General features: G+C 69.8%; 22 protein-coding genes and 1 pseudogene. 20 read left to right on the forward strand and 3 right to left on the reverse strand.

Features of this window, described 5'->3' with window-relative positions; genetic code table 11:
- The first annotated feature begins 27 nt into the window (after positions 1-27).
- The 5 genes from ACO1BR_RS19550 to ACO1BR_RS19570 all read left to right on the forward strand — a co-directional run bounded on the left by ACO1BR_RS19550 (position 28) and on the right by ACO1BR_RS19570 (position 7,358).
- Positions 28-1,200, forward strand: a complete 1,173-nt coding sequence (locus tag ACO1BR_RS19550; protein ID WP_426796355.1) for an ATP-binding protein — start codon at positions 28-30, stop codon at positions 1,198-1,200.
- 148 nt (positions 1,201-1,348) lie between these two features.
- On the forward strand, positions 1,349-2,473 hold the full coding sequence (gene pheS, locus ACO1BR_RS19555; protein ID WP_426796356.1) for a phenylalanine--tRNA ligase subunit alpha: 1,125 nt from the start codon (positions 1,349-1,351) through the stop codon (positions 2,471-2,473).
- Positions 2,473-4,998 carry a phenylalanine--tRNA ligase subunit beta gene (pheT, locus tag ACO1BR_RS19560; protein WP_426796357.1) on the forward strand — a complete coding sequence of 842 codons (2,526 nt, stop codon included), beginning with the start codon at positions 2,473-2,475 and terminating at the stop codon, positions 4,996-4,998. Before pheS ends, pheT begins: the two co-directional genes overlap by 1 nt.
- Before the next feature lie 443 nt (positions 4,999-5,441).
- Positions 5,442-6,779, forward strand: a complete 1,338-nt coding sequence (locus ACO1BR_RS19565) for a transcriptional regulator (RefSeq protein WP_426796358.1) — start codon at positions 5,442-5,444, stop codon at positions 6,777-6,779.
- A 48-nt stretch (positions 6,780-6,827) separates the two neighbouring features.
- Positions 6,828-7,358, forward strand: coding sequence for an NUDIX domain-containing protein (locus ACO1BR_RS19570; RefSeq protein ID WP_426796359.1), 531 nt, complete (start codon positions 6,828-6,830; stop codon positions 7,356-7,358).
- A gap of 21 nt (positions 7,359-7,379) precedes the next feature.
- Here the strand turns inward: ACO1BR_RS19570 and ACO1BR_RS19575 are convergent, their stop codons facing one another.
- On the reverse strand, positions 7,380-7,637 hold the full coding sequence (locus tag ACO1BR_RS19575; protein ID WP_426796360.1) for a hypothetical protein: 258 nt from the start codon (positions 7,635-7,637) through the stop codon (positions 7,380-7,382).
- Between the two features lie 412 nt (positions 7,638-8,049).
- Positions 8,050-8,979, reverse strand: a complete 930-nt coding sequence (locus ACO1BR_RS19580) for a LysR family transcriptional regulator (protein ID WP_426796361.1) — start codon at positions 8,977-8,979, stop codon at positions 8,050-8,052.
- Positions 8,980-9,084: 105 nt separating this feature from the next.
- Here ACO1BR_RS19580 and ACO1BR_RS19585 point away from each other — a divergent pair, with 105 nt between their 5' ends.
- Positions 9,085-9,990 (forward strand): EamA family transporter, encoded by a 906-nt coding sequence (locus ACO1BR_RS19585; protein WP_426796362.1) that lies wholly within the window; start codon positions 9,085-9,087, stop codon positions 9,988-9,990.
- A 735-nt stretch (positions 9,991-10,725) separates the two neighbouring features.
- On the opposite strand, the pseudogene ACO1BR_RS19590 reads toward ACO1BR_RS19585, so the two are convergent.
- A pseudogene (locus ACO1BR_RS19590) lies at positions 10,726-10,986 on the reverse strand (IS110 family transposase); the annotation flags it as partial.
- A gap of 1,008 nt (positions 10,987-11,994) precedes the next feature.
- On the opposite strand from ACO1BR_RS19590, the gene ACO1BR_RS19595 reads away from it, so the two are divergent.
- From ACO1BR_RS19595 to ACO1BR_RS19660, 14 genes are all read left to right on the forward strand, one after another.
- Positions 11,995-12,624, forward strand: coding sequence for a 2OG-Fe dioxygenase family protein (locus ACO1BR_RS19595; protein ID WP_426796363.1), 630 nt, complete (start codon positions 11,995-11,997; stop codon positions 12,622-12,624).
- Positions 12,617-13,360 carry an AzlC family ABC transporter permease gene (locus ACO1BR_RS19600; protein WP_426796364.1) on the forward strand — a complete coding sequence of 248 codons (744 nt, stop codon included), beginning with the start codon at positions 12,617-12,619 and terminating at the stop codon, positions 13,358-13,360. The genes ACO1BR_RS19595 and ACO1BR_RS19600 overlap by 8 nt, the downstream gene beginning before the upstream one ends.
- Entirely contained in the window at positions 13,357-13,680 is a 324-nt protein-coding gene (locus tag ACO1BR_RS19605; RefSeq protein ID WP_426796365.1) for a branched-chain amino acid transporter permease, read from the forward strand. The genes ACO1BR_RS19600 and ACO1BR_RS19605 overlap by 4 nt, the downstream gene beginning before the upstream one ends.
- Positions 13,681-13,714: 34 nt before the next feature.
- Positions 13,715-15,292, forward strand: coding sequence for an amino acid permease (locus ACO1BR_RS19610; RefSeq protein ID WP_426796366.1), 1,578 nt, complete (start codon positions 13,715-13,717; stop codon positions 15,290-15,292).
- Between the two features lie 64 nt (positions 15,293-15,356).
- Positions 15,357-16,436: a pyridoxal phosphate-dependent aminotransferase gene (locus ACO1BR_RS19615; protein WP_426796367.1), complete on the forward strand. Its 1,080-nt coding sequence runs from the start codon at positions 15,357-15,359 to the stop codon at positions 16,434-16,436.
- Between the two features lie 291 nt (positions 16,437-16,727).
- The gene (locus ACO1BR_RS19620) at positions 16,728-17,681 is read left to right on the forward strand and encodes a chlorinating enzyme (RefSeq protein ID WP_426796368.1); all 954 of its coding nucleotides are present in this window, start codon (positions 16,728-16,730) and stop codon (positions 17,679-17,681) included.
- A gap of 14 nt (positions 17,682-17,695) precedes the next feature.
- Complete coding sequence (locus tag ACO1BR_RS19625) at positions 17,696-17,956, forward strand: acyl carrier protein (RefSeq protein ID WP_426796369.1); 261 nt, start codon at positions 17,696-17,698, stop codon at positions 17,954-17,956.
- A gap of 6 nt (positions 17,957-17,962) precedes the next feature.
- Positions 17,963-18,721: a thioesterase II family protein gene (locus tag ACO1BR_RS19630; protein ID WP_426796370.1), complete on the forward strand. Its 759-nt coding sequence runs from the start codon at positions 17,963-17,965 to the stop codon at positions 18,719-18,721.
- The gene (locus ACO1BR_RS19635; protein ID WP_426796371.1) at positions 18,718-20,316 is read left to right on the forward strand and encodes an amino acid adenylation domain-containing protein; all 1,599 of its coding nucleotides are present in this window, start codon (positions 18,718-18,720) and stop codon (positions 20,314-20,316) included. Before ACO1BR_RS19630 ends, ACO1BR_RS19635 begins: the two co-directional genes overlap by 4 nt.
- Entirely contained in the window at positions 20,303-20,776 is a 474-nt protein-coding gene (locus tag ACO1BR_RS19640) for a YbaK/EbsC family protein (RefSeq protein WP_426796372.1), read from the forward strand. Before ACO1BR_RS19635 ends, ACO1BR_RS19640 begins: the two co-directional genes overlap by 14 nt.
- On the forward strand, positions 20,773-21,924 hold the full coding sequence (locus ACO1BR_RS19645) for an acyl-CoA dehydrogenase family protein (RefSeq protein WP_426796373.1): 1,152 nt from the start codon (positions 20,773-20,775) through the stop codon (positions 21,922-21,924). Before ACO1BR_RS19640 ends, ACO1BR_RS19645 begins: the two co-directional genes overlap by 4 nt.
- A 1-nt stretch (position 21,925) precedes the next feature.
- A complete protein-coding gene (locus ACO1BR_RS19650; RefSeq protein WP_426796374.1) occupies positions 21,926-23,416 on the forward strand; it encodes a cation:proton antiporter in 1,491 nt (496 codons plus the stop codon).
- Positions 23,413-24,864: an FAD/NAD(P)-binding protein gene (locus ACO1BR_RS19655; RefSeq protein WP_426796375.1), complete on the forward strand. Its 1,452-nt coding sequence runs from the start codon at positions 23,413-23,415 to the stop codon at positions 24,862-24,864. Before ACO1BR_RS19650 ends, ACO1BR_RS19655 begins: the two co-directional genes overlap by 4 nt.
- A 31-nt stretch (positions 24,865-24,895) precedes the next feature.
- Positions 24,896-26,134, forward strand: coding sequence for an ATP-grasp domain-containing protein (locus ACO1BR_RS19660; RefSeq protein WP_426796376.1), 1,239 nt, complete (start codon positions 24,896-24,898; stop codon positions 26,132-26,134).
- Position 26,135: the final 1 nt, after the last annotated feature.

Here is a 26,135-nt window from a genome sequence, read left to right on the forward strand (position 1 = left end):
TCCGGCCCGGAAGGGGGTAAATCGGGGATGACGATGCGGACTTCGGCCACCACAGCCGCCGCTGACGGGTGCCCGTCCGACGGACCCGGACGCGAGGCGGCCACCGCCGGTCAGCCGCTCGGCAGCGGCCTCGGGCTCGGCCCCGACGACCTCCCGGACGGCCTGGTCGTCGCCGACGAACGGGGCCGGGTGATCTGCTTCAACGCCGCCGCCGCGCGGATCACCGGTATCGACCCCGCGGACGCGCTCGGCCGCCCCGTCGACCGCGCCCTGCCGCTCCAGGACATCGAGGGCCGCCGCTGGTGGCGGCTGACCGATCCGTACGGCGGGCTCGCCATCCGCCGCGGCCAGCCCGAGCGCAATCTGCTGCTCGGGGGCCGCGAGGTGCTGGTCTCCGCCCGCTACGTCCGCAGCGCGCCCACCGGTCCCGTACGGCGGCTGGTGATCGCGCTGCGCGGCACCGAGGCCCGGCGGCGCACGGAGCTGAGCCATGCCGAGCTGATCGCCACCGTCGCCCATGAGCTGCGCTCGCCGCTGACCTCCGTCAAGGGGTTCACCGCCACCCTCCTCCAGAAGTGGGAGCGTTTCACCGACGACCAGAAGCGGCTGATGCTGGAGACGGTGGACGCCGATGCCAACCGCGTCACCCGGCTGATCGCCGAGCTGCTGGACATCTCCCGGATCGACTCCGGGCGACTGGAGGTCCGCCGGCAGCGGGTCGACATGATCGCCGCGGTCCGCCGGCACGTGCAGGCGCAGACCACCGCGGGCCAGCGGCCGGACCGCTTCCTGATCCGGATGATGGAGCCGCTGCCCGATCTGTGGGCAGACCCGGACAAGGTGGACCAGGTGCTGGGCAACCTGCTGGAAAATGCGGTGCGGCACGGCGAGGGAACCGTCACCATCGAGGTCGGACCGGCATCGGACGCGACCGGTGACACGACCGGCGACGCGTCCAGCATGGAGGGCACGAGCGTCACCGTGAGCGACGAGGGCCCCGGCATCCCGGAGGAGTCGATGAGCCGCGTATTCACCCGCTTCTGGCGGGGCAGCAAGCGGGGCGGCACCGGCCTGGGCCTCTACATCGTCAAGGGCATCGTCGAGGCGCACGGCGGGGCGATCACGGTCGGCCGGGCGCCGGCCGGCGGTGCGGAATTCCGATTTAGCCTGCCCGTCGCGGCCCCGGCCTTCATGGCCTAGAGGAAGCGGCGGGCGCCCCGCACCGAGGGGCGGACGGGCCGCAGGCGGCCCGCCCCTTAGACTTGACCTTTGGCACCTTTGGCGCACCGGCATCGCGGGCACACGCGGGCAGCCACGCCAAGCCAGTCCACCGGAAGCACGGGAAGAGATGTCCGCACCCAATAAGTCGTACGACCCTGTCGAGGTCGAAGCCCTGAAACCGGAAGAGATCGCCCGACGGGTGGACGAGGCGCTGGCCGCCATCGCCGCCGCCGCCGATCTGGAGGCGCTGCGCGAGGTGAAGGTCGCCCACACCGGCGACCGCTCGCCGCTCGCCCTCGCCAACCGCGAGATCGGCGCCCTGCCCCCGCACGCCAAGGCGGACGCGGGCAAGCGCGTCGGCCAGGCCCGCGGCCGGGTCAACCAGGCGCTCAAGGTCCGCCAGGAAGAGCTGGAGGCGGAGCGCGACGCGCGGGTGCTCGTCGAGGAGGCGGTGGACGTCACGCTGCCCTACGACCGGACCCCGGCCGGCGCCCGGCACCCGCTGACCACCTTCATGGAGCGGGTCGCGGACGTCTTCGTGGCGATGGGCTACGAGGTCGCCGAGGGCCCCGAGGTCGAGGCCGAGTGGTTCAACTTCGACGCGCTGAACTTCGTGCCGGACCATCCGGCGCGCCAGATGCAGGACACCTTCTTCGTGCAGGGCAACGGCACCCAGGGCGATGAGTCGGGCGTCGTGCTGCGGACCCACACCTCGCCGGTGCAGGCCCGTACGCTCGTCGACCGCGAGCCGCCGGTCTACGTCGTCTGCCCGGGGCGGGTCTACCGCACCGACGAGCTGGACGCCACGCACTCCCCGGTCTTCCACCAGATCGAGCTGCTCGCCGTCGACGAGGGCCTGACCATGGCGGACCTCAAGGGCACCCTGGACCACATGGTCCGGGCGCTGTTCGGCCCGGACATGAAGACCCGGCTGCGGCCCAACTACTTCCCGTTCACCGAGCCGTCCGCCGAGATGGACATGGTCTGCTACGTGTGCCGTGGCGAGTCCGTGGGCAACCCCGACCGGCCGTGCCGTACCTGCTCCAGCGAAGGCTGGATCGAGCTGGGCGGCTGCGGCATGGTCAACCCCAAGGTGCTCATCGCCTGCGGTGTCGACCCCGAGAGGTACAGCGGCTTCGCCTTCGGGTTCGGGATCGACCGGATGCTGATGTTCCGGCACAACGTGGAAGACATGCGCGACATGTTCGAGGGCGACGTCCGGTTCACCCGGCCGTTCGGGATGGAGATCTGATGCGGGTCCCGCTTTCTTGGCTGCGGGAGTACGTCGACCTGCCGGCGACGACGACCGGGCGCGACGTACAGGAGAAGCTCATCGGGGTCGGCCTGGAGGTCGAGACCGTCGAGCGGCTGGGCGACGGCCTCAAGGGCCCGCTCGTGGTCGGCCAGGTGCTGACCATCGAGGAGCTGGAGGGCTTCAAGAAGCCGATCCGCTTCTGCACGGTGGACGTCGGGCAGGCCAACGGTACGGGTGAGCCGCAGGAGATCGTCTGCGGTGCGCGGAACTTCTCCGTCGGCGACAAGGTCGTGGTCGTCCTCCCGGGTGCCGTGCTGCCCGGCGACTTCAAGATCGCGGCGCGCAAGACGTACGGCAGGACGTCGCACGGCATGATCTGCTCCGGAGACGAGCTGGGCATGGGCGACGACGGCAGCGGCGGCATCATCGTGCTGCCGCCGGAGACCGAGGTGGGCACCGACGCGATCGAGCTGCTGGAGCTCGTCGACGAGGTGCTGGACATCGCCGTCACGCCGGACCGCGGCTACTGCCTGTCGATGCGCGGTGTGGCCCGCGAGACGGCCACCGCGTTCGGGCTGCCGCTGCGCGACCCGGCGCTGCTGGACGTGCCGCCGCCGAACGCCGGCGGCTACCCGGTCAAGGTCGCCGACCCGATCGGCTGCAGCCGCTTCACCGCCCGTACGGTGACCGGCCTGGAGCCCGAGGCGCGCACCCCGATCTGGATGCAGCGGCGGCTCCAGAAGGCCGGGATGCGCCCGATCTCGCTGGCCGTCGACATCACCAACTACGTGATGATGGAGCTCGGCCAGCCGCTGCACGCCTACGACCGGCAGACCGTGGACGGGCCGATCGGCGTCCGCCGGGCCGCCCCCGGTGAGCAGCTGACGACGCTGGACGGCACCAAGCGGGTGCTGGACGGCGAGGACCTGGTCATCACCGACAACCGCGGGCCGATCGGCCTGGCGGGTGTGATGGGCGGCGCCAACACCGAGATCGCGGCGCCGGTCGCCGATCCGGAGACCGGGCGGCTGCGCGGGACCACCGATGTGGTGATCGAGGCCGCGCACTTCGACGCCATCACCATCGCCCGTACGGCGCGGCGGCACAGGCTCTCCTCCGAGGCGGCCAAGCGCTTCGAGCGCGGGGTGGACCCGGAGGCGGCGTCCGCGGCGGCGCAGCGGACCGTGGACCTGCTGGTGCTGCTCGCCGGCGGTACCGCCGGCGAGGGCGTGACGGAGATCGTCTCGCCCCGCGGGCCGCGGACGATCACGATCCCGGCCGACCACCCGGACAAGGTCGCGGGTGTCGCCTACGGCCGCGAGACCGTCGTACGCCGTCTCCAGCAGGTCGGCTGCGATGTCTACGGGCAGGACGAGCTGTTCGTGACGGTGCCGTCCTGGCGGCCGGACCTGAGCGAGCCGAACGACCTGGCGGAAGAGGTCATCCGGCTGGAGGGCTACGAGAACCTGCCCTCCACGCTGCCGCTGCCGCCGGCCGGCCGTGGGCTGACGGAGCGTCAGCGGCTGCACCGGCGGGTCGGGCGGGCGCTGGCCGGCGCCGGGTACGTCGAGACGCTGAACTACCCGTTCACCGGGTCCGCGGTCCTCGACCAGCTGGGCATCGAGGCGGACGACCCGCGGCGCGACGCGGTGACGCTGGTGAACCCGCTGTCGGACGAGGAGCCCGACCTCCGTACGACCCTCGTCCCGGGGCTGCTGGGCGCGCTGCGGCGCAACTTCGGCCGCGGCACGCACGATCTGGCGCTCTTCGAGACCGGACCGGTGTTCCGGGCGACCGGCGAGGAGCAGCCGGCCCGCCGGCTGGTCGTCGACCGGCGGCCGACCGACGACGAGATCGCCTCGCTGGACGCGTCGCTGCCGCAGCAGCCGCGGCGGGCCGCCGTGGTCCTCGCCGGGGCGCGGGAGCAGGCCGGCTGGTGGAGTGCCGGGTACCCGGCGGGCTGGGCGGACGCTGTCGAGGCCGGGCGGACCGTCGCCCGTGAGGCCGGTGTCGAGCTGATCGTCCGCCAGGACCAGCACGCCCCCTGGCACCCCGGGCGCTGCGCGGCGCTGCTCGCGGTGGCCGACGGCGAGGAGATCCTCGTCGGCAACGCCGGTGAGCTGCACCCCCGCGTCATCAAGGCGATGGGCCTTCCGGAGCGGACCAGCGCGATGGAGATCGACCTGGACCGGCTGGAGCGGGCGGCCTCGGGTGCCCTGATGGCGCCGCGGATCTCCACGTTCCCGGTGGCCACGCAGGATGTCGCGCTGGTCGTCGACGCGGCGGTGCCGGCGGCGGAGGTCGAGGCCGCGCTGCGGGACGGCGCGGGTGCGCTGCTGGAGTCGCTGCGGCTGTTCGACGTCTTCACCGGTGAGCAGGTGGGCGCCGGGAAGAAGTCGCTGGCGTACGCGCTGCGGTTCCGGGCGGAGGACCGGACGCTGACGGCGGAGGAGGCTTCGGCGGCTCGCGATGCGGCGGTCGCGGTGGCGGTCGAGCGGGTGGGAGCGGTGCTGCGGGGCTGACGCCCCTGGCCTTCGGCTCTGCTGGCCCCCGTCCACGGTTCGTGGGCGGGGGCCCGTCCGTTGTGGCTGGCGCCGCGCGCCTACGACCGGTGGGTGGTGGGGCCGGAGGGGACACACCGGAACCCTCCCCCAGCCTTCGGCTGGGAGGTGCCCCCACGGCGCGGGCGCATCTGGTCAGTCAGATGACGAATGCCCCGGCGTTCGCTCCAGGTCCTGCGGGCGGGCTCCGGTATATCCCCTCCGGCCTTCGCTCGTGGGCGGCTTCCCCGCCGCGGGGGTCCGCGATCCGCCGGGGGAGGGGGCGACCCGGCGCGCTGGGCGGCATTCCCGCCGTGCTCATGCGGGTCCGGGCGGTCGGCTGTGCGGTGTCCGGTTCACACGGGGTGTGAACCCGCCCTGATTACGCTGGACTTACGGAGTCGTTACGTCCTTGGGGGCACGGTATGGAGCCCAACACGCTGCTCGACGCGATCCTGGACGAGGCCGGTATCTCGCATGCCGGGCTCGCGGCGCGGATCAATCAGCTGGGGCGGCGGCGAGGACTGACGCTGCGGTACGAGCACACCGCGGTGGCGCGGTGGCTGAAGGGGCAGCGCCCGCGGGGGCAGGTGCCCGATCTGATCTGCGAGATTCTGGGCGAGCGGCTGCGCCGGCCGGTGGGGCTGGACGACATCGGGCTGAGCAGGCCGGGGGCGCGGCGGGCTTCGGAGACGCCGCTCTCGGGGTTCGTGGAGCGGGCCACCGCGTTGTGGCGGTCCGACGAGCAGCAGCGGCCCCACGTGCTGGCGGCTCCGGCGCTGACAGGGACCTCGGCGGTCATTCCCGTATGGGAGTGGGAGAACCCGCCGGAGGACTTCGACGTGTCGCGCGACGGGCTGACCCGGGTCGGGATGGCCGACATCGAGATGCTGCGGGCGGCGCGGACCCACTACGAGCAGATGTACCGGAAGGCGGGTGGTATCGCTACCAGAGCGCGCATCGTGGGATTCCTCAACACCGAGGCGGCGCCGCTGCTGCGGGGCAGCTACAGCGATGCGACGGGACGTCAGCTGCACCGGGCGACCGGTGGGCTGGTCGCCGTCGCGGGAATCTGCGCGTACGACTCGGATGCTCTCGGGCTGGCCCAGCGCTACTTCCATCAGGCGTTGCGGCTGGCCAAGGCCAGCGGGGACCGCGGACTCGGCGCGTATGTGATCGCGCTGCTGGTCAACCAGTCCCTCTTCGTACGGGAGTACCGCCAGGCGGTCGCCTTCGCGGAGGCGGCGTTGCGGGCCGCGGGTCCGCAGATCACTCCGGCGCTCTCCGCGGATCTCTACGCGATGCAGGCCAAGTCGTATGCCCGGCTGGGGGACGGGGCCAGTGCGCTGGCCTGCATCCGGCGGGCCGAGGCGGCCGCGGAGCGGATCCGGCCGGGGCTCGAACCGGACGAGACGGGCTATGTCCAGCCGGGCCTGGTGAACGTACAAGTGGCGGAGGCGCTGCTCAGTCTCGGTGACCTGCGGGCCGCACGGGAGCAGGCGGACGCCGCCGTGGACACCCCCGCACATGACCGCGGCCGGGTTCACCGGCTGGCCATGCTCACCCATATCGAGCTGCGCCAAGGGGATGCGGACCGGGCCGTGGCCAATGCCGTGCAGATGACCGAGCGGGCTCGGGGCATGGAGTCGCAACGGCTGCGGGACCGGCTACGGGCGGTGCGCGAGCATCTGGCGGAGACCGGGAGCTCCGCGACGGACGAGGCTGCCGATCTCATCGACGAGGTGCTGCGCGTTCCGCTGTGACCGGGCTCGTGTCACCTTGCCGGCCCAACAGCGGAAGGTGGCAGTTACGTGCGTTGGAACAACCTCAGCGAAAAGCCCGTCTACACGAATCCCTGGTTCCGGGTCAATCTGGCCGATGTGGAGCTACCCGACGGCCGTCATCTGGATCACTTCGTGATCCGGATGCGGCCGGTCGCGGTCGCCACCGTGGTCAACGAGGCCAATGAGGTGCTGCTGCTCTGGCGGCATCGGTTCATCACCGACAGCTGGGGCTGGGAGCTGGCCGCCGGTGTCGTGGAGGACGGGGAGGATGTGGCGGCGGCGGCCGCGCGGGAGATGGAGGAGGAGACCGGGTGGCGACCCGGGCCCCTCCAACACCTCCTCTCGGTGGAGCCGTCCAACGGCCTCACCGACGCGCGGCACCACATCTACTGGTCCGACGAGGGCGAGTACGTCGGCTCGCCGCAGGACGACTTCGAGTCGGACCGGCGGGAGTGGGTGTCCCTCAAGCTCGTCCCCGACATGGTGGGGAGGGGGGAGGTGCCGGCCGCGAACATGGCCGCGGCCCTGCTGATGCTTCATCACATCCGGCTGGGCTGATCCCCCTCCACCGCATCCTCCTCAGTGCCCGGTTGCCTGCCACAGGGTGACCACCAGTGCCGCGAGCCCCGTGAGCGCGGCGATCGAGGGTAGTGGCCAGCGGCCACTCTCCAACCGTGTGACGCGGGCCTGCAATTCGTCCGCGTCACGCGTGTACTGCTCGGATCGCTGTGCCTGGAGCGCGAGTTGGCCGTCGACCTTGGCGGTGCGTACGTCGAGTAGACGCCTCAGCTCCGCTAAGTCGGCGGCGGTCAGGTCGGGTTCGGGGTGGGCGGTCACGGTCCGCTCCTCTTTCCTTCTTCTGGTGACGGTCGGTGTGGTTGCGCCCAACAGTCAACTGCGCTGCGTTGGAAGGCGGGAGCGTGTGTGGAGGGGATATGCGGGTCAGCGATTCACACCCCGTGTGAGATGACGGAGTGTGAGCGGTTCGCACGGGGTGTGAAGCGCGCGCACCGAGATGGCGCGTTCACACTCTGTTGCGAACGCCGGCAAGGGAGTTGACTCGTCATCACGGGGGCCGGCGCCGGCGGTCGGGCGCCCGCCGGCCGGATCCGCCCGCCGAACTTTCCCCCGAGCGGCGGGCGGACGGCCCCCACCTGCATGGCCCGGTACGGGCCGGTGGACCCGTGGTGGCGGGGCAGACCTGCCACCACGGGGTCCATGTGGCAGGGGGTCCGCTCCGGGGCGATGGTCACCCGGCTTCTCGGGCCGGCTGGTCGGCGTCCGTCCCCGGCCAGTGTGCGCGCAGCGCCGCCAAGGTGGCGTGGAGGGCGGGCCTGCGGTCGGTCCGGGCGCGCCAGACGGCCGAGAGCCGACGGGACGGCGGGGGCTGCATCGGGACGACGCGAACGGCGGGCGGCAGGGCGCCGCGGCCGAGCCGGGGCAGCATCGTGACCCCCAACCCCGCGGCCAGAAGCGCCACTTGGGACTCGTACTCCTCGATCTGGTAGGCGATATCCGGTGCGACGCCGAGGTCGGAGAAGCAACGCACCAGCCAGTCATGGCACATGGCTCCGGCCCCCTGCCCGATCCACCGTTCTCCCTTCAGGTCGTACGGGGTCACCACGTCCCGGCCGGCGAGCGGGTGCCCCGCGGGCAGGGCGACGTCGGCGATGTCCTCGCCCAACTCGGCGACGGACAGCGAGGCGGGCAGCGTGAGGGGCGTGTTGTGCCAGTCGTGTACGACCGCGAGGTCCGCCTCTCCCCGTACGACCAGGCTGATGGCGCGGTGGGGGTCGGACTCCACCAGCCGGCAGTCCAGGGCGCGGTGGCGCCCGGCGAGGCCGGCGAGCGCGGCGGCGGCGAAGCCGCGGCAGGCCGTGGGGAACGCGGCCAGCACCAGCCGCCCGGTGGGCCGGCCGTGCTGTTCCTCCAGGCGCGCGCGGGTCCGCTCCAGCACCGCCACGACCTCGTCCGTCGCCTCTACCAGCAGCCAGGCCGCGGGCGTGAGCTCCACCCTGCCGCCCTGCCGGTCGAGCAGTACGGCGCCGCTCTCGCGCTCCAGCTTGGCGATCTGCTGGGAGACGGCGGACGGCGTGTAGCCCAGGGCCGAGGCCGCGCCCGTCATCGTGCCGTGGGTGGCCACGGCGCGCAGCGCGCGCAGGCGAATGAGGTCGAACATGAAGCGATGCTAATACCCCACCTTCAGAAACCCTCGCTGGCCCTTACGGACGGCGGCTGTTGTGATGGAGCATCCCGAAAAGCCGTGTCCTCAGGAGCCGTTGGCATGAAGCCCGTACACGTTGCCCTCGCGGTGGCCGTCGCCGCCGTATGGGGCACGAACTTCGTAGTGATCGACGTGGGGCTGCGCGATTTTCCACCACTGCTCTTCTCCGCACTGCGTTTCCTCCTGGCCGCGCTGCCGGCGGTCTTTTTCGTCGGGCCGCCCGGAGTCCCCTGGCGCTGGGTTGTCACGGTCGGTATCACGCTCGGCATCATGAAATTCGGGATGCTGTTCCTCGGAATGCACGAGGGGCTGCCCCCGGGGCCGGCTTCCCTGGTGCTCCAGGGCCAGACGGTGTTCACCGTGCTCTTCGCCGCGGTGCTGCTGAAGGAGCGCGCCCGACGGGTGCAGATCGCCGGCACGGCCATCGCCACGGTGGGGATCGTGCTGGCCGGGATGGACTCGACGGCCGGTACGACGGCCGGGTTCCTGCTGGTCGTGGGCGCGGCGGCGTGCTGGGGCCTGTCGAACATCGCGATGCGGAAGGCGGGTCCGCCGGACGCCTTCCGGTTCATGGTCTGGGTGAGCGTCGTGCCACCCCTCCCATTGGCGCTCATCTCCGTGCTCTTCGAAGGCCGGGACGCGGACCTGCGGGCACTGCACCATCTGAACCTCGGCGGAGTGGGTGCCGCGCTCTATGTGGCGTGGGGGGCAACGCTGTTCGGATTCGCCGCGTGGGGTTATCTCCTGCGTACCTACGACGCCCCGACCGTGGCGCCGTTCTCGTTGCTCGTTCCGGTATTCGGTCTCGCATCCGCCTCGATTTTCCAGGGCGAGCGCATGACCGCACTGACGTGGTGCGCCACCGCTCTGGTCATCACCGGCATCGCGATCGGAATGCTGCGCCGCCCGAGGAAGACGACGCCGAGGGAAACAGGGAATTCGGCCGTCACGGCCAGAGTTCCCTGAGGACCGCGGAACCGGCGGGCCGCCAGAATTCCGGGAGCCGGCCTTTCTGCCGACAGGGCCTCCTTTCCGAGGGTTTGGTGCCTTGGCCGTCCGGTGAGCCTTGCCGGGGTTCTTGATCAGGCGGCCGTCGTCGTCGGCGGCTTCGAGGCGGAGCCACGGGTGAGCTGTCGTACTGCGCACGTGACGGATCAGAGGCGGTGCGCCGTGGTCCGAACCGGTGCGTACGAAGGTGTGGAGGGCGGTACGTTCGGGGCGGGTGTCAGTGCGCGGTCAGCCGGGGCGAAGAGGCTGTGTCGCCACCGGTCCTCCAGCGTCGGGGATTGTTGACGTCGATCAGAGCCATACCGCCGGGCAACGGCCCGCGTCCCCCTCCACGATCCGTGCGATCCGCTCCGGGATCGGGCGAAGGCCACCGAACTCGGCTGCGGTGCGGGGTCGGTGAGGCGATGGGTGAGCCTGTTCCGTGAACAGGGCAGGCCGGCCCGGCTCCCGGGAAGCGGCATGTCGGCGGTTCGGTGGCGTCGGCGGACCGCCGATGGAGGGAAACCGCGCTGGAGGAAGTGGTCGAGCACATCGACCAGTTGCGGCCGTCACCGCCCCTGGGCGCATCTGACCAGTGTCTCCCTCGTGGTACGTGCTGTTCGTGAACGGCGGCGAGCCAGCGGTCCAGAAAGGGGAGCACGATGTTGAGGGTGCCGGTGCCCGGGACCACGGCGGTCTGGTCGTCGAGCCCCTGGCACGTCCCGGAACGGTGACCTCGCAGCCTGCTTCCCGGGCGACCGTATGCGGGAGGGCTTCGACGGAGGCGGGCCGGTCCGCGATCACCAGGGCGGTGCCGAACTTCGCCGTGAGCTTGTCGAGCACGGCCCGCAGGTTGGGCTCGTTCTCGGGCAGTTGCTCGTCGAAGACCCTCTTGCCGGCGGGAGTCAGGCCGTGTCCGTGATGGGTGCTCTTGCCGACGTCCAGGCCGAGGAGGACGCCCACGTCGTCGAACACGACGGGGGCGGAGCGGACGTCTGGCGGTGTCCAGGCGCAGCCGTCAGGTTGCGATGTGTGCAACGCCCTTGATCGGCAGGGAAGTTGGCCGAGGGCATCCGGGGCCTGTGGTGGGCCGTCGCGACGTCGTTGTACGTCTCGGGCGCACTTTTCTCCGTGAGGACACCGCACCCGGGCGCCGTCGGGACGTCGTCCACCGTGCACGGGCCCGACGAGATCGCACAGGGGCCGCGCCGGCTCGCGAGGAAGTCCACCCACGTGCCGGCCGCGGGCCCGCAAGTGGAGCCGCGTCGTGTGGCGGCCGTGGAACAGCGGTGCTTCCCGGTCCGGTGTCCGTTCAGCCCGGTGGGTCAACAGGAACCCAAGCCGCTTCGGAGAAGCGGGCAGGCCGGAGTGAGTCGGATAACTGCGCTTGGATAACGGCAGCTTATGGCGCTTCATGTTTCCCCCTGATGAACTCTTTGGTGCTGTCCGGAGCGTGCCGGGCCGGTCGGTCCACTGGCCGGAAGTCAAACCGAGTGCAAAAGCCCAGATCAAGAGGGTCCCTGTGTGATCCATATCTCGATGCGGGAAGCGGTTCCGATGGCCCGGTGCCGCAAGGGGCTCGGTCGCGCACCCCGGACCTAACCGCTTGTCGATCTTGATCGCAGGGGCTACTGTCAACGCCGGTTGTGGTGAAGGCCGAGGAGCGCGGCGGACATGACTGTGCGCTAGAGCTCCAACAAGCCGTCGGTGAACTGGTGTTCAATGGCGCCGCGGTTCACGTACATTGGCTCCCCTGTGGAGCCGGTTGTGGTCTTCACGCATCCCCGCCAAGGGCCGTCACCTGGGGCGATGTCACATGTTGTGGCCAGTCGCCCGCGTGCGCGCAGATTTCCTTGTGTGGGATTCCATGGGACGGATCGGCGATGTTGGCGCTCCGCAAGGCAATCCTCTTCCCGTGTCGACGTTTCCTTTCAATCTTTAACCACCGTCGCCGTCAAGCGAGATGGCGCCCGGAGGAACCTCATGTATTACACGGTCAGCAACAGCATCGATAAGATCTCCAAGCCGCTGCTGGACAGCTTCGACAGGCTTGGTGCAGACCCTTACCTCAAGGGTGACTTCGTTTTCCGTTACCGGTCCTTCGGTGAAGGACGGGTAAAGGGCGACGAGATCCTATGGGTCGAGGAAGGCGATTTCTTTCAGAGTTCGGACATCAACACATACGCCGGCGGTATGCAGCGCAGGTTCGCACCGCTGGGGCGCGAGGCCCGGGAGTTCGTCGAGCAGTTGATGGCGGATGCTCACCTGCGCGGGATGTTCGACGGCGAGGAACTGACCATCGGCGTCCACCAGATGCGGGTCACCGCCGACGACACGCACACCGGATATCCGGCGCCGGAGGGCTTTCACCACGACGGTTTCGACTACGTGGTGGTCAACGCGATCGCCCAGCACAACGTCAACGGCGGCACGTCCATGATCGCCGACGCCACGAGCGAGGACATCATCGTCTTCGACCGTGTCATGAATGCCGGGGAGACCTTGATCCTGGACGACAAGGCGGTCAAGCACTACGTCTCTCCCTTCACGCCGAAACTCCCGGGCCAGGCGCGGCGCGACGTGATCGTGGTGACCGTCAAGGTCGATGACTGAGGCCGCGACCCGGGGCGTCGAGCCGGCCGGGAGCACCTCGTCGCCGCGCGCCGACTTCGGGCGCGCGGTGCGTGACACCATCCCCGTGGCCATGGGTTACACCCCGCTCGGAGCCGCGTTCGGGATCCTGCTGGTGAACAGCGGGCTCGACTGGTACTGGGCACCGTTGTCGGCGGCACTGATCTTCGCCGGGTCGATGGAGTTCCTCGCCGTGGGCCTGATCACGGCGGGAACTCCGCTGCTGCAGGTCGCGGTGATGACGTTGGCGGTGAATTTCCGGCACGTCTTCTACGCCCTGTCCTTTCCCATGCAGCTGCTGCGGGGCTGGGGGCGACGCCTCTACGGTGCCTTCGCCCTGACCGACGAGACGTATTCGCTCTTGGCCACGATCCCGCGGCAGGAGATGACCGCGAATCGGCTGACCTTCATCCAACTCCTCAGCCACGCCTACTGGGTGGGCGGCAGCATCATCGGAGCGCTGCTGTCCTTCGCCCTGCCGTCGTCCATCCAGGGGCTGTCGTTCGTCCTGACGGCGCTGTTCGTGGTGCTCGCGCAGGACTGTTTCTACAAGCGCAAGGATTCCGCGCCCACCCTGATGGGGCTGGCAGCGGGGTTCGTCGCGCTCGGCGTCGGTGAGCGGAGCTTCCTGGCGGTCGCGCTCACCGTCTATGTCGCGATGCTGCTCGGCTGGTACCTGCTCCAGCGGAAGAGGTCCGCAGGGGAGGAGGGCACATGACCGGCATCTCCATACTGAGCGCCATCCTGGTGATCACGGGTGTGACGTTCGCGCTGCGCGGCCTGTTGTTCGTAGCCCTGCGGCGGGTCGTCGACACCGACATCATGCGCTACTTCGGTGTGGCCATGCCCGGTGGCGTGATGCTCATCCTCGTCTTCTACACCGTGAGCTCCACGGACTTCACCCAGTCCCCGTACGGGCTGCCCAGCCTCGCGGGCATCGCCGCGACCTCGTCGGTCTACCACTGGCGGAGGAATCCACTGCTGGCCATCGTCGCCGGCACCGCGATGTACCTCGTCCTCAACCGGACTCTTGGCTGAGCCCCGCAACTCCTTTCACATCCGATGGAATCCAATGGCGCGCAACAACATCTTCCGCACCAAGACAGTCGAGCAGTCGATTGCCGACACCGACGAGCCGCGGTCCAAGTTACGGAAAGTCCTGGGGGCCTGGGACCTGACGGTCTTCGGGGTCGCCGTCGTCATCGGGACCGGCGTGTTCACGCTCGCCGCCAGTACCGCCGGCAACATGGCGGGTCCCGCGGTGTCCGTCTCCTACCTGCTGGCAGCCGCGGCCTGCGGGCTGGCCGCCCTGTGCTACGCGGAGTTCGCCTCGACCGTTCCGGTCGCGGGCAGTGCGTACACGTTCTCCTACGTCGTCTTCGGCGAATCCATAGCCTGGATCCTGGGCTGGGACCTCATCCTGGAGTTCGCGCTGGCGGCCGCGGTCGTCTCCAAGGGCTGGTCGACCTATCTCCAGCAGTCCGTCGATCTCGTCACCGGCGCGCACCTGCCCACGTCCCTCAACCTCGCCGGCGTGCACGTCGACTGGCCGGCGGTCCTGCTCGTCGCCGTCCTGACCACCATGCTGGCCCTCGGTACGAAGCTGTCCTCACGCGTCAACCAGGTCATCACCGCCATCAAGATCACCGTGGTGCTGCTGGTCATCGTGGTCGGCATCAGCCATATCGACCCGGCCAACTACTCGCCGTTCATTCCGCCGTCCGCCACCCCCGACGCCGGTAACAGCGGGAGCAACCAGTCGCTCTTCTCCTTGGTGTTCGGTGGGCAGACCAGCACGTACGGAATCTTCGGCGTACTGGCCGCCGGCTCCCTGCTGTGCTTCGCGTTCATCGGCTTCGACATGGTCGCCACCGCCGCCGAGGAGACCCGCAACCCGCAACGGGACATGCCCCGGGGAATCCTGGCCGCGCTCGCCATCGTCACCGTGCTCTACATCTCGGTCTCCCTCGTGGTCACCGGTATGCGCCCGTACACGGCGCTGAAGTCCAAGCCCGACGGCACCAAGGCGACCATGGCCACCGCGTTCGAGGATCTCGGGGTTCACTGGGCGGCCACGGTCATCGCGATCGGCGCACTCGTCGGCCTGACCACCGTCACCATCGTGACGCTGCTGGGCCAGACCCGGGTGCTCTTCGCGATGTCGCGTGACGGACTCATGCCCCGACAGCTCTCGGTGACCGGGTCCAGGGGCACACCCGTACGGGCCACCGTCCTGGTGGGCGTCGTGGTGGCCGCGATCGCCGGGCTCTCCCCCGCTGACAAGCTGGAGGAGATGGTGAACATCGGCACACTGTCGGCGTTCGTCCTGGTGTCCATCGGGGTCATCGTCCTGCGCAGGACCCGGCCGAACCTGCCCCGTGGCTTCCGCACCCCGCTGGTGCCGCTGGTCCCCATCCTCGCCGCGTTGGCCTGCCTGTGGCTGATGTTCAACCTGAGCGTGCTGACCTGGGTGCGCTTCCTGGTCTGGATGGTCATCGGAGGGGTGGTCTATTTCGCCTACGGCATGCGCCACTCCGTCCTCGGCAAGCGGCAGCGCGCGGCGGACAGCGCCACGGCCGGGGCCCAACCGGCCGCCGAGGCCGGGGCCGAGCCGGCGGCCGGCGCCGCGGACACCCCGGTGCGGGGGTAGCTCCCGCCACGCCCGGACCTCCTTGGTCCCTTTCCCGACCCAATCTCCCGACAGGAGCAGAAACTTGATCGCCACCTACTCCATCCAGCAGTGGCTCTTCACCGAAGCACACGGCCGCTACGACATCGACCTCGCCGAGAGCGGGGTGCAGTTCCAGCGGCTGCGGGACCTCACGCTCGACCCTGACTGGGAGCTGGACTACAGCCTCGACCGGGGCCAGCCGGAACTCAGGGAAGCCGTGGCCGGTCTGTACCAGCGGTCGGGAGCCGGCGACGGCATCGTGATCACCCATGGTGCGCAGGAGGCCCTCTACCTGCTCTACCGCAGCCTGCTGACCGCCGGTGACCACGTGGTGACCACCAGCCCCGGGTGGCAGCAGTCGTGGGAGGTGCCGGCCCACATCGGTTGTGAGGTGTCCGTGCTCCCGATGCGCCCGGGCGAGCCCTTCGACGCCGAGGCCCTGGCGCGGCTGATCACTCCGCGGACGAAGCTGCTGGTGCTGAACAGCCCGGGCAACCCCTCCGGGTACTGCTTCACCGAACAGGACTGGACGGTCCTCCTCGATGTCGCACGCGCGCACGACCTCGTCGTGGTCAACGATGAGGAGTACCTCCTGGACTTCGCGGACTCCATCGTCCACCGCTACCCCAAGGCCCTTTCGGTGTCGGGGCTTTCGAAGGTGTACGGGCTGCCCGCGCTGCGCATCGGATGGGCCGTCGGAGCACCGGAGATCATCTCGGCGATGGTCAACTACAAGCGGTACACCACGGTGTCGAACTCCTGGGTGTGGGAACGCGTCGCGGTGGATGTGCTCACGGACCGCGAGCGGCATGTGCGGCGATACCGCGAGTTCGTCGACGCCGGCCTCGGCCGGTTGACCCGGTTCGCGGACGAGTACGCCTCGCACGTGCGGCTGGTGCCCCCGGCCGGCACGCCCTTCGCGTGGTTCAACCTCCGCACGTCGGCCACCTCTCAGGCGGTCGTGGAAAGGCTGCTCGACGAGGAGCGCGTGCTGGTGATGCCCGCGGAGGTCTTCGGCTCCGAGGCGGGCCTGCGGGTCAGTTACGCCCGTCCGGCGGAGGTCCTCGACGAAGGGCTCAACCGACTGGGCAAGGTGCTTTCCAGCATGCCCGTCGAACACTGATCAGGTGCGGTGGTGCGGAGGCCGAACCGGGCTAAGCATCGCGGCATTCGGCCTCTTCCCACGTCGTACCGAAGCCACCTCCGGGCGGGCTCTTCATGTGTCCCACCCCTGCGCCAAAAATATTTCGTCGATTCGCCGAAGGTATTGACGAAGATCACCTCGCCCTGTTGAACTGGATTGGCGGACGCAGTAATTCCACTTCTTTTCGTCCGCCCATCGCAATGCGGCAGTCACCGCCACATCAGCAAATTCCTCGCGGCCGCTCCGGCCGCAGATTGCGAGAGATGAGTAATGACCGAGCGTACGGAATTCTCCCTCAGTGAGGTGGAGCTCAAGCAGTTCCACCAGGACGGCTTTATCGGCCCGTTCGACCTCTATGAGAAGGACGAGATGGAGGCGAACCTCCAGGCTCTCCGTCCCAAACTTCTGAACACCAAGAAGGCCATCTACAACCAGGACAAGGCGGTGTCCGGCAACACCAACCTGGCCAACTACGACCGCCACCTGGACGTCGACTTCCTGGCGCAGCACATCACCCGCCCGGAGATCGTGGACCGGGTGTCCAGCATCCTGGGCCCCGACACCATGTGCTGGCGATCCGAGTTCTTCCCGAAGTACCCGGGTGACGAGGGCACTGACTGGCACCAGGCGGACAACTTCTCCAATGTCGCCGGCTCGAAGTACCCGCAGATCCTGTGGCCGGAGGACGCGGAGTTCGGCGGCACCATCACCGTGTGGACCGCGTTCACCGACGCGACCGTGGAGAACGGCTGTCTCCAGTTCATCCCCGGCAGCCACACCTCCATGAACTACGACGAGTCCAAGGCCATGGAGTACGACTCGAGCGCCATCAACAACGTGGAGAAGGACGGCGTGCGGCGTGGCTTCTTCGGCTACGACTACCGGCAGCTCCAGAAGGACCCCAACTGGAAGCCGGACGAGTCCAAGGCGGCGTCGCAGGTCATGCGGCAGGGCCAGTTCATCATCTTCTGGTCGACGCTGATGCACGCCTCGCACCCGCACAACGGCCTCACCGACCAGATGCGTCTCGGCTTCGCCGGCCGCTACCTGCCCACCCAGGTACGCGTCTACCCGTACTCCGAGGGACTTGAGGAGTTCGGCGGCAAGGCGAGCCTGGACAAGTTCGGGAACGTGCTGGTCTCCGGCCAGAACGCATACGACCACAACCGTTTCGTCGACAGCACCGTCAACGGGTTCCGCTTCCCCGTGCGCCAGAAGGGCTGAAAGTCGTGAGCATCATGGAAACACAGGAAGACGTCGAGCGCTGGGTTCTCGCCGTATGCCAGGAGATCGGACTTCGTGCCGATGACGTGCACGCCGACTTCTTCGAGGCCGGTGGAAACTCACTGGCCGCCATGCGGATCATCGCCCAGGCCGAGGAGAAGTACGGCGAGGACGCGCTGCCTCCGGACGACCTGTTCGCCAGGAGCCGCGTCCGCGACATCGCAAAGTCCATCCTTGCCAACATCGAGTCGGCCGCCGGCTCGGTCGAGGGTTAGGTCGTAATGATGCAGCCTGACGACGACAAGTGGGTCATCACCATCAAGCCGGCCGTCAAGCGGCCGAGTGTCAGTCTGATCTGTTTTCCCTATGCTGGAGGCAGCCCCGATCTTTTCAGGGCGTGGTCGGATGGCTTAAGTGACCACATAGAACTTCTCGCCGTCAGGCTGCCCGGCCGGGGAAACCGCATCAAAGAAGCCCCCTATCAGGACTGGGAACCCCTGCTCCAGGACACCATGGGCGCGCTGGCGCACCACCTCGCCCGCCCACACGCCTTCTTCGGCCACAGCTTCGGGGGGCGCCTGGCCTACGAAATGGCCCAGCTGACCTCCGAGGCGTTTCCCGGTATGACGCGCCGGCTCTTCGTGTCCGGCTCCCGGAGCCCGGACCACCCCCAACGCCGGCCTTATATGCATGAGATGTCCCCCAGCGGGTTCATCGAGGCCCTGCGCGAGATGGGCGGCACCCCCGCCGAAATCCTGGACAACAAGACCATGATGCGGCTCTTCCTGCCGACCATCCACGCCGAGATCCGACTCGCGGAACTGTGGCACGACCGCCACGGGACGGCCTTGCACCTCCCCGTCACCGCCATGTACGGGCGCACGGACCCGATCGACGACCACCCCAGCACGGTCGGCTGGCAGCGGTTCGGCCGGCAGGGCAGCGAAGTGCTGGAGATGGCCGGGGGCCACTTCTTCCTCGAAACGCACGCCTCGCAGGTGCTGGACGTCATCAACACACGCCTACAGGAGGCCGGATGAGCACGCTGACGCACGTCGAAGCGGCGCTCGCACCGCACCGCGAACTCAACCGCACGACCACGCCGTACCCGGATGACCGCAGCGTCAAGGAACTCTTCGAGGGCTGTGCAGCCCGGCGACCCGAGGCGACCGCCCTCATCCACCGCGGTACGACGGTCAGTTACGGCGAGCTGAACCGGCTGGCGAACTGCCTCGCCGACCGGCTGCGCCAGGACGGTCTGCGCCCGGGGGAGACGGTCGGGGTCAGCCTGGAGCGGTCCGTGGAGCTGATCGTCGCCCTGCTCGCCGTGGTCAAATGCGGTGCCGCCTACCTCCCGTTCGACGCGTCCTGGCCGGACGAGCGGCTGCTCGGCCTGCTGGCGGACGCCGACTGCTCGCGGGTGGTGACCGCACCGGGCAGCACCCTCGCCGAGCGCCTCTCCCACTGCCGGGTGACGACAGTGGACAAGGACGCGCTGACGGGCCACCCCGCCGACCCCGACCTCCAGGTCTCGCCCGACGACATCGCGTACATCAACTTCACCTCGGGCTCCACGGGCCGGCCCAAGGGCGTGCCGATCCGCCACCGCGGCATCACCCGCCTGGTGTTCGGGGCGCGCTTCGCGCGGCTGGACGAGGAGACGACGCTGCTCCAGCTCGCGCCGGTCTCCTTCGACGCGGCGACGTTCGAGATCTGGGGCGCGCTGCTGGTCGGTGGCCGGTGCGTGCTGTATCCTTCCGCCTTCGTGCGCTTCTCGGAGTTCAAACGCGTGGTGGACACGCACGGCGTCAGCACCGTCTTCCTGACCACCGCACTGTTCAACACCGTGGTGGACGAGGCGCCGAAGACACTGGAGAACGTAGAGACCGTCCTCACCGGCGGCGAGGCGCACTCGCTCACCCACATCGCCAAGGCCCTCGCCGCATACGGCCCGGACCGGGTGGTCAGCGTCTACGGACCGACCGAGTGCACCACGTTCGCCACCTACTACCCCGTGCGCGCTCTGGAGCCGGCGGAATCGAGCCTGCCCATCGGACGGCCGATCCAGAACACGCGCGCCTATGTCGTGCACGACGGCAGGCTCTGCGGCCCCGGTGAGACCGGGGAGGTCCTGCTGGCCGGCCCCGGCCTGTCCCCGGGCTACCTGGGCTTGCCGGACGTCACGCGCAGGCAGTTCGTCGAGTACGAGATCGACGGCGTCCGGGAGCGGCTCTACCGGACGGGCGACCGCGCCTACCTCTCGGCGGACGGGAACCTCGTCTTCCAGGGCCGGCTCGACGACCAGGTCAAGATCAACGGATTCCGCATCGAGCTGGGCGAGGTCGCGCATCACATCGGCCTGCACCCGGACGTCAAGCAGAGCCACGTCACCGTCGCCCCGGCCGCCGCCGGCGGTAAGGAGCTGGTGGCCTTCGTCGTACCCCGTGCCGAGCGCTGCACCGCGGAGTCGATACGGGAGCACATGCGCCGCAGCCTCCCCGAGTACATGGTCCCCGCCGGCATCCACCTGCGCGAAAGCCTTCCGCTGTCGGGTACCGGCAAGGTGAACCGCAAGGCCCTGCTCGCCACTCTCACGACCACGCACCAACAGGAGCCACACCATGACCATCAGTAAGCGGGCCCGGCAGTTCCAGGAGACGCTGCGCGAGCGCGGCCTGGACCTGACCGTCGTCGAGCTGCCGGACTCCACCCGCACCGCCGACGACGCGGCGCGCACGCTGGGCTGCGAGAAGGGGCAGATCGTCAAGTCACTGGTGTTCAAGGACACGGTGACCGGGGCGCCGGTGATGGTCCTCGCCAGCGGCCCCAACCGCGTGGACGAGAAGGTGGTGGCCCAGCAGCTCGGCAGGACGGTCGGCAAGGCCGACGCCGACTTCGTCAAGCGGGTCACCGGGTACTCCATCGGCGGCGTCCCGCCCCTGGGGCACAAGGAGGAACTGACCCTCCTCGTCGACCGGGACCTGCTGGACTTCGACGAGACGTGGGCGGCGGCCGGCACACCGCACGCGGTCTTCAAGATCCCCGGAAAGATCACGGAGATCCTCCCCGAGCACCAGGTGGTCGCGGTCAATTGAGCACGACGACGGGCCGCACGCCCTTACCCCATCTCACCGGCGAACACGACGAGATCCGCACCCGGATACGGAACCAGCTGGCCGACGCGGTACTTCCGTACGCCGACTCCTGGGAACGGCAGCGGGCCATCGACGCCGACGGCTGGCGCGCCCTCGGCGCACACGGCCTGCTCGAACTCGCCCACGGCGGGGACGACTTCCTCGACAGCGCCGTCCTCCTCGAAGAGCTCGGGCGCACCGGTTACGCGGGCGTACGGGCCGCCGTCGGCGTGCACGCCTACATGGCCACGTCCTACCTGCGGATGTTCGGCACCGAGGAGCAGCGGGCGACGCTGCTGCCGGCGGTTGCCCGGGGCGAGCGGATCGCCGCGCTCGCCATCAGCGAGGCCGGGGCCGGAACCGACCTGCGCCACCTGAGCACCCGCGCCGAGGTGCTCGGGGCGGACGGCTACCGCGTGAGCGGCCAGAAGTACTACGTGGCCAACGGTTCCCGGGCCGGCTTCTACGTCACCTTGGTCAAGACCCGTGAGACCACGGGCAGCCGGGGCCTGAGCGGGGCCAGCCTGCTGGTCATCGACGCCGATGCCCCGGGCGTCACCCACACCCCGCAGCCGATGACGGGCTGGCACAGCGCCGATGTGTGCCGCGTGGACTTCGACGGGGTCCTGGTGCCGGCGAACAGGCTCATCGGCCGCCGCGACTTCGCCCTGATGCACCTCATGACGGGCCTCGACTTCGAACGGCTGGTGGCGGGGCTGCTCGCGGTCGGCGGCGTCGGATACTGCCTGGAACTGCTCCACCGCTTCGTGCGCGAGCACCAGGTCAAGGACGTGCCACTCGCCGCGCACCAGGCGGTCCGGCACAAGGTCGCCGAGCTGACCGGTGACTTCGAGCTGGTACGGAACTACGCCTACCACGCCGCCTGGCTCCACAGCCGTGGCCTGCTCGACACCCGCACCGCCTCGGTGCTCAAACTCAAGGCGACGGAACTCGCGGTGACGGCTGCCCAGACCTGTGTCCAGTACCACGGGGCCAGGGGCTACCTGGACGACGCGGCAGCCTCGCGCCTGTACCGCGACGCGATGGCGGGCACCATCGCCGCGGGCGCGAGCGAGTTGCTCCGCGACATGATCTTCGAAAGCCACTGATATGGCACCAGAGCTGACCACGGAACGGCCGACCCCCACCGCCGACACGGCCGGCGCCGCCCGGCCGCGTTCCCGGCGGCGGGTGTGGGTCGCCGCCGCTGTGACGGTGATCCTGCCGGCCATGGTGATCTGCGGCGTCGGCGGGTGGGTGTGGGGAGGCGGTCCGGAAGGCGTCCACCGCCTCGTGCCCGCGCACCGGCTGGATGTCACGGGCCACTTCCTGCTGGCCTGTGCCGTCGTGCTCGCCACGGCGTTGGCCGGCGGGGCGGGCGCCCAACGACTGGGCCAGCCACGGGTGGTGGGGGAGATCTGTGTCGGTCTTGCCCTGGGGCCCTCGGTTCTCGGCCGTCTGGCCCCCGAGGTCACCGCATGGCTGTTCCCCCAGCAGGCGGTGCGTCTGATGGAGGGCCTGTCACAACTCGGGCTGGCACTCTTCATGTTCGGCGTCGGGCAGGAGCTCGCCGGGATGCGGCTGCGAGGCGCCGTGGGCCGGACCGTCCTCGTGAGCCTGGCGTCCTTGCTCGTCCCCTTCGGGTTGGGCACCGCGGCGGCCGTGCCCATGGTCGGTGCGTTCACCGGAACCGCGGGGAACGCGCTCGCCTTCGTCCTCTTCGTGGGCTGTGCGATGAGCATCACGGCCTTCCCCGTACTCGCCAGAATCCTCGACGACCTGGGACTGACACGTTCCCAGCCGGGCCAACTCGCCCTGTTCGCCGCCGCGATCGGAGATGGTGGAAGCTGGCTGGTGGTCGCGGCGATCGTGGCCTTCGCCCACGGTGGCGGCGTGCCCGGTCTGGTGGTGAACGGCCTGGGCGCCGCGGCCGTAGCGGTGTTCTTCCTGTGGCCGCTACGGCGCGGGCTGGCCCGATGGATACCGGAGCGGGAGGACGGGCGGGGCGCTCCCGGCGTCACGGTCCTCCTGGTCGTCGGCGTCGCCGCATCCTCGACGCTGACTGCCGCCCTGGGCGTGCACCAGTTGATCGGCGCGCTGCTCTTCGGACTCGCCTGGCCGGTCCGTGGCCGCGGCGCCGCGATCGCCGACCGTCTGACGGACCTGGCCAAGACCGTGCTGCTGCCGTTCTTCTTCTTCGGTTTCGGCCTGACCACCGACCTGAGCGCACTGCGCTGGGACGCCTCCACGGCCATGGTGTTCGCCGGCCTCCTCCTGGTCGCCACCGTGGGCAAGATCGCCGGTCCGGGACTGTGTGCCTGGTTGACGGGCATGGAGCGGCGCCCCGCGCTGGTCCTGGGCGTGCTGTTGAACGCCCGGGGGCTCACGGAGCTGGTCGTGATCCAGATCGGGTACCAGGCCGGCCTCATCGACCGCGGCATGCTGGCCGTACTGACCCTGGTGGCCCTGGTCACCACAGTGATGACGAGCCCCTTGCTCCGTCTGCTCGACTGTTTCCCGCGCCGTCAACTCCCCACCGGGGTACCGGACGAGTCCAAGAAGAGAGAGATGAGCCCTTTGAGTGCAGGAGGCACACGGTGAGCAGGAAGGTTGCCGTCATCGGCGGCGGTCCTGCCGCGGTGAGTACGTTTCTCCATCTCACCCAGGCACGCGACATCGCCGCCATCTGTCTCATCGCCCCCAACGACATCGGCTGCGCCCCCGCCTTCGGGTCGGGCGGACCGATGCTGTTGTGCAACACGTCGGTCGACGTCACCTCGCTGCGGCCCGAGGGCGAATCGGAGCTCCTGTCCTACCTCGCGGCGCGCGGATGGCCCGTCCATCGCGAGGACTTCGTGCCCCGCTACCTCGTCACCCAGTACACGCGTGAGAGCTTTCTGCGCCACCGGGCCGCGGCCGAGCGGGACGGCATCAAGGTCGTACACGTCCGCGGACGGGCCCGGTCGGTCGGCGGACATCCCGGCGACTACCGCGTCGGCCTGGAAGACGGTACGAGCGTGGACGCCACCGACGTGGTGCTCGCCCTGGGCGGCACCGCACCGCGCCTGCCCGCAGCCCTGCGCGCACCGGCCACCGCCCCACGGCTGTTGACCAGCCCGTACCCGGTACGCCGCCTGCGTGCCATCCCCGCGGACGCGAAGGTACTCGTCCTGGGCACCAAGCTCTCCGCGATCGACGCGGTGCTCACCCTGTGCCGGGCGGGACGGCGCAGCGTGATGGCCTCTCCCTCGGGCCAGCTCCCGGCCGTACGCACCCGGCTGTGCCGCGACACCTCGGCCGGGCTGGGGCGTCAGTGGGAGCGGCAGCTCGCCCGGGGTGCGAGCGTGGCAGAACTGGTGCGGCCGCTGATCCGGCTCGTACGGACCTTGGGGGGCGGCGAGCCGCTGCGCCGGCAACTCGGCGGCCCGGGCCGTGCCCACGAGCGGCTGCGGCGCGAGACGGAGCTGGCCGCGGCCGGCCGGGTCCCGTGGCAGGACGCCATCGCGGAGGTCATCGACGGCATCAACCACGCCCTGCCGGCTCAGCCGGAGGGCACCCGTCGGCAGGTACTCGCCGCGCACCGCACCGCGATCTCCCGCTACATCTCGTCCATCCCCCTCGACAACGCCCGCCGGCTCCTGTCCCATCTGGACGCGGGGCTGCTGACCGTCGCCGACGCCGCTCCGCGGCACATCGACCCGCACCCCGACGGTTGGACGGTCACCTGGCCCGACGGCCGGTCCGAGCACGTCGACTGGGTCGTGAGCGCGGCCGGGTTCGAGGCGCCCACGCTCTCCGTAGGCCCGGACGGCGAGCTGCGCATCGGTGCGCCGCCGGCCCCTGGCGCCCGCGTGGCGCAGGTTGCGCCCGACCTCCGGGTCCTGCGCGACCCGGAGGGTGCCCCGGAGCGGGTGTGGGCGGTGGGCTCTGCCGCCGGCACGCGCGTGCCCATCGTCAACTACCTCCGGGCCGCGGCCCAGCAGGCTCGCGTCGTCGGCCTGAGCCTCGACGCGGAGCCCACCGCCGCCGCCCCCGGCTCCACCGCCTAGAAGCCCACCGAAACCTCGAAAGGTCCACTCCGTGATAGCACTCGTCAATCCCGTATCCACCGGCGCCGACCTCGCCACCGCCTTCCGGGAGGAGGGCGCCCCCTGTGTGCACGTCTACACGGACGATCTGCGCCACGACTACGAGGCGGACACCACCGCGGCCACCCGGCTGCTCATGGACGACGCCGAGCGGACCGCCCAAGAGCTGGCCCGGCTGGGCGTGCACACCGTCATCGGCGCCAGCGAGTTCGGGGTCGCCCCCGCGGACCAGCTGGCCGGGCTGCTCGGCACCGACCACAACGACCTCGCGCTCAGCCCGGCGCGCCGCGACAAGCACCGGATGGTCGAGGCACTGCGCGCGGCCGGCCTGCCGCACGCCCGCACCGAGACCGTGACCTCTGCCGAGCAGCTGTCCAAGGTCCTCGACGGCTGGGGTGACAGCTACCCGCTCATCGTCAAGCCGGTCAACAGCGCCGGAAGCGACGGGTGCACGGTGTGCCCCGACCGGGAGACGGCCGAGGCCGCTTACGCCGCCATCACCGGCTCGCGCAACCTCATGGGCGAGATCAACCACGAAGTCCTCGTCCAGCAGTTCCTCCAGGGGACCCAGTACATCGTCAACACGGTCAGCCTGAAGGGGCGCCATCTGCTGACCGAGCTGTACGCCGAGCGCATCGACTACACCGACAACGCCCCCATGCTGCGCCACATCATCTCCCGCCCGGAAAGCGCGGGCAGGGAGGGGGAGTTGGTGGAATACGTCCTCGCCTGCCTGGACGCGCTGGGCGTGCGCGAAGGCGCCGCGCACACCGAGGTGATGCTCACTGCGGAGGGGCCGCGCCTGGTCGAGGTCAACTCGCGGGTGATGGGGCCGTGCCTTGCCCCGGACCCCTACCATGCGGCGTTCGGTTACAGCCACCAGCACCTCACCGTCGAACGCTTCCTGCGACCCGGCGAGTTCGAGCGACGCTACGCCCTGCCCTACGGGCCCGCCCGCACCGTGGCCAAGGTCTTCCTGCGACCCCACCGCGAGGGCGTCCTGGAGGCCGTCGACGGTCTGCGGGCGCTACGGCGCATGCCCGGTTTCCACAGCATCGCCCGGATCCCCCAGGTGGGCGAGACGCTTCGCGACCGCTACCTGACGACCGGGGCGTGCGGGATCGCCTTCCTCGTCCATGAAGACGCGGCGCTGCTGGAGAGCGTGCTGGAGTCGCTGCACGAGATCGAGGACGCCGGTGACTTCTTCAGGGTCGGGGAGGACGGGGCATAAC

The organism is Streptomyces sp. YGL11-2 (genome assembly GCF_050054615.1).
In the GTDB taxonomy this organism is placed as follows: Bacteria; Actinomycetota; Actinomycetes; order Streptomycetales; family Streptomycetaceae; genus Streptomyces.

Bases quoted from the DNA above. Each gene is read 5' to 3' on its own strand.
- ACO1BR_RS19550 (WP_426796355.1), top strand. From the start codon at position 28: ATGACGATGCGGACTTCGGCCACCACAGCCGCCGCTGACGGGTGCCCG.
- pheS (WP_426796356.1), top strand. From the start codon at position 1,349: ATGTCCGCACCCAATAAGTCGTACGACCCTGTCGAGGTCGAAGCCCTG.
- pheT (WP_426796357.1), top strand. From the start codon at position 2,473: ATGCGGGTCCCGCTTTCTTGGCTGCGGGAGTACGTCGACCTGCCGGCG.
- ACO1BR_RS19565 (WP_426796358.1), top strand. From the start codon at position 5,442: ATGGAGCCCAACACGCTGCTCGACGCGATCCTGGACGAGGCCGGTATC.
- ACO1BR_RS19580 (WP_426796361.1), bottom strand. From the start codon at position 8,979: ATGTTCGACCTCATTCGCCTGCGCGCGCTGCGCGCCGTGGCCACCCAC.
- ACO1BR_RS19585 (WP_426796362.1), top strand. From the start codon at position 9,085: ATGAAGCCCGTACACGTTGCCCTCGCGGTGGCCGTCGCCGCCGTATGG.
- ACO1BR_RS19595 (WP_426796363.1), top strand. From the start codon at position 11,995: ATGTATTACACGGTCAGCAACAGCATCGATAAGATCTCCAAGCCGCTG.
- ACO1BR_RS19600 (WP_426796364.1), top strand. From the start codon at position 12,617: ATGACTGAGGCCGCGACCCGGGGCGTCGAGCCGGCCGGGAGCACCTCG.
- ACO1BR_RS19605 (WP_426796365.1), top strand. From the start codon at position 13,357: ATGACCGGCATCTCCATACTGAGCGCCATCCTGGTGATCACGGGTGTG.
- ACO1BR_RS19610 (WP_426796366.1), top strand. From the start codon at position 13,715: ATGGCGCGCAACAACATCTTCCGCACCAAGACAGTCGAGCAGTCGATT.
- ACO1BR_RS19620 (WP_426796368.1), top strand. From the start codon at position 16,728: ATGACCGAGCGTACGGAATTCTCCCTCAGTGAGGTGGAGCTCAAGCAG.
- ACO1BR_RS19625 (WP_426796369.1), top strand. From the start codon at position 17,696: ATGGAAACACAGGAAGACGTCGAGCGCTGGGTTCTCGCCGTATGCCAG.
- ACO1BR_RS19630 (WP_426796370.1), top strand. From the start codon at position 17,963: ATGATGCAGCCTGACGACGACAAGTGGGTCATCACCATCAAGCCGGCC.
- ACO1BR_RS19635 (WP_426796371.1), top strand. From the start codon at position 18,718: ATGAGCACGCTGACGCACGTCGAAGCGGCGCTCGCACCGCACCGCGAA.
- ACO1BR_RS19640 (WP_426796372.1), top strand. From the start codon at position 20,303: ATGACCATCAGTAAGCGGGCCCGGCAGTTCCAGGAGACGCTGCGCGAG.
- ACO1BR_RS19650 (WP_426796374.1), top strand. From the start codon at position 21,926: ATGGCACCAGAGCTGACCACGGAACGGCCGACCCCCACCGCCGACACG.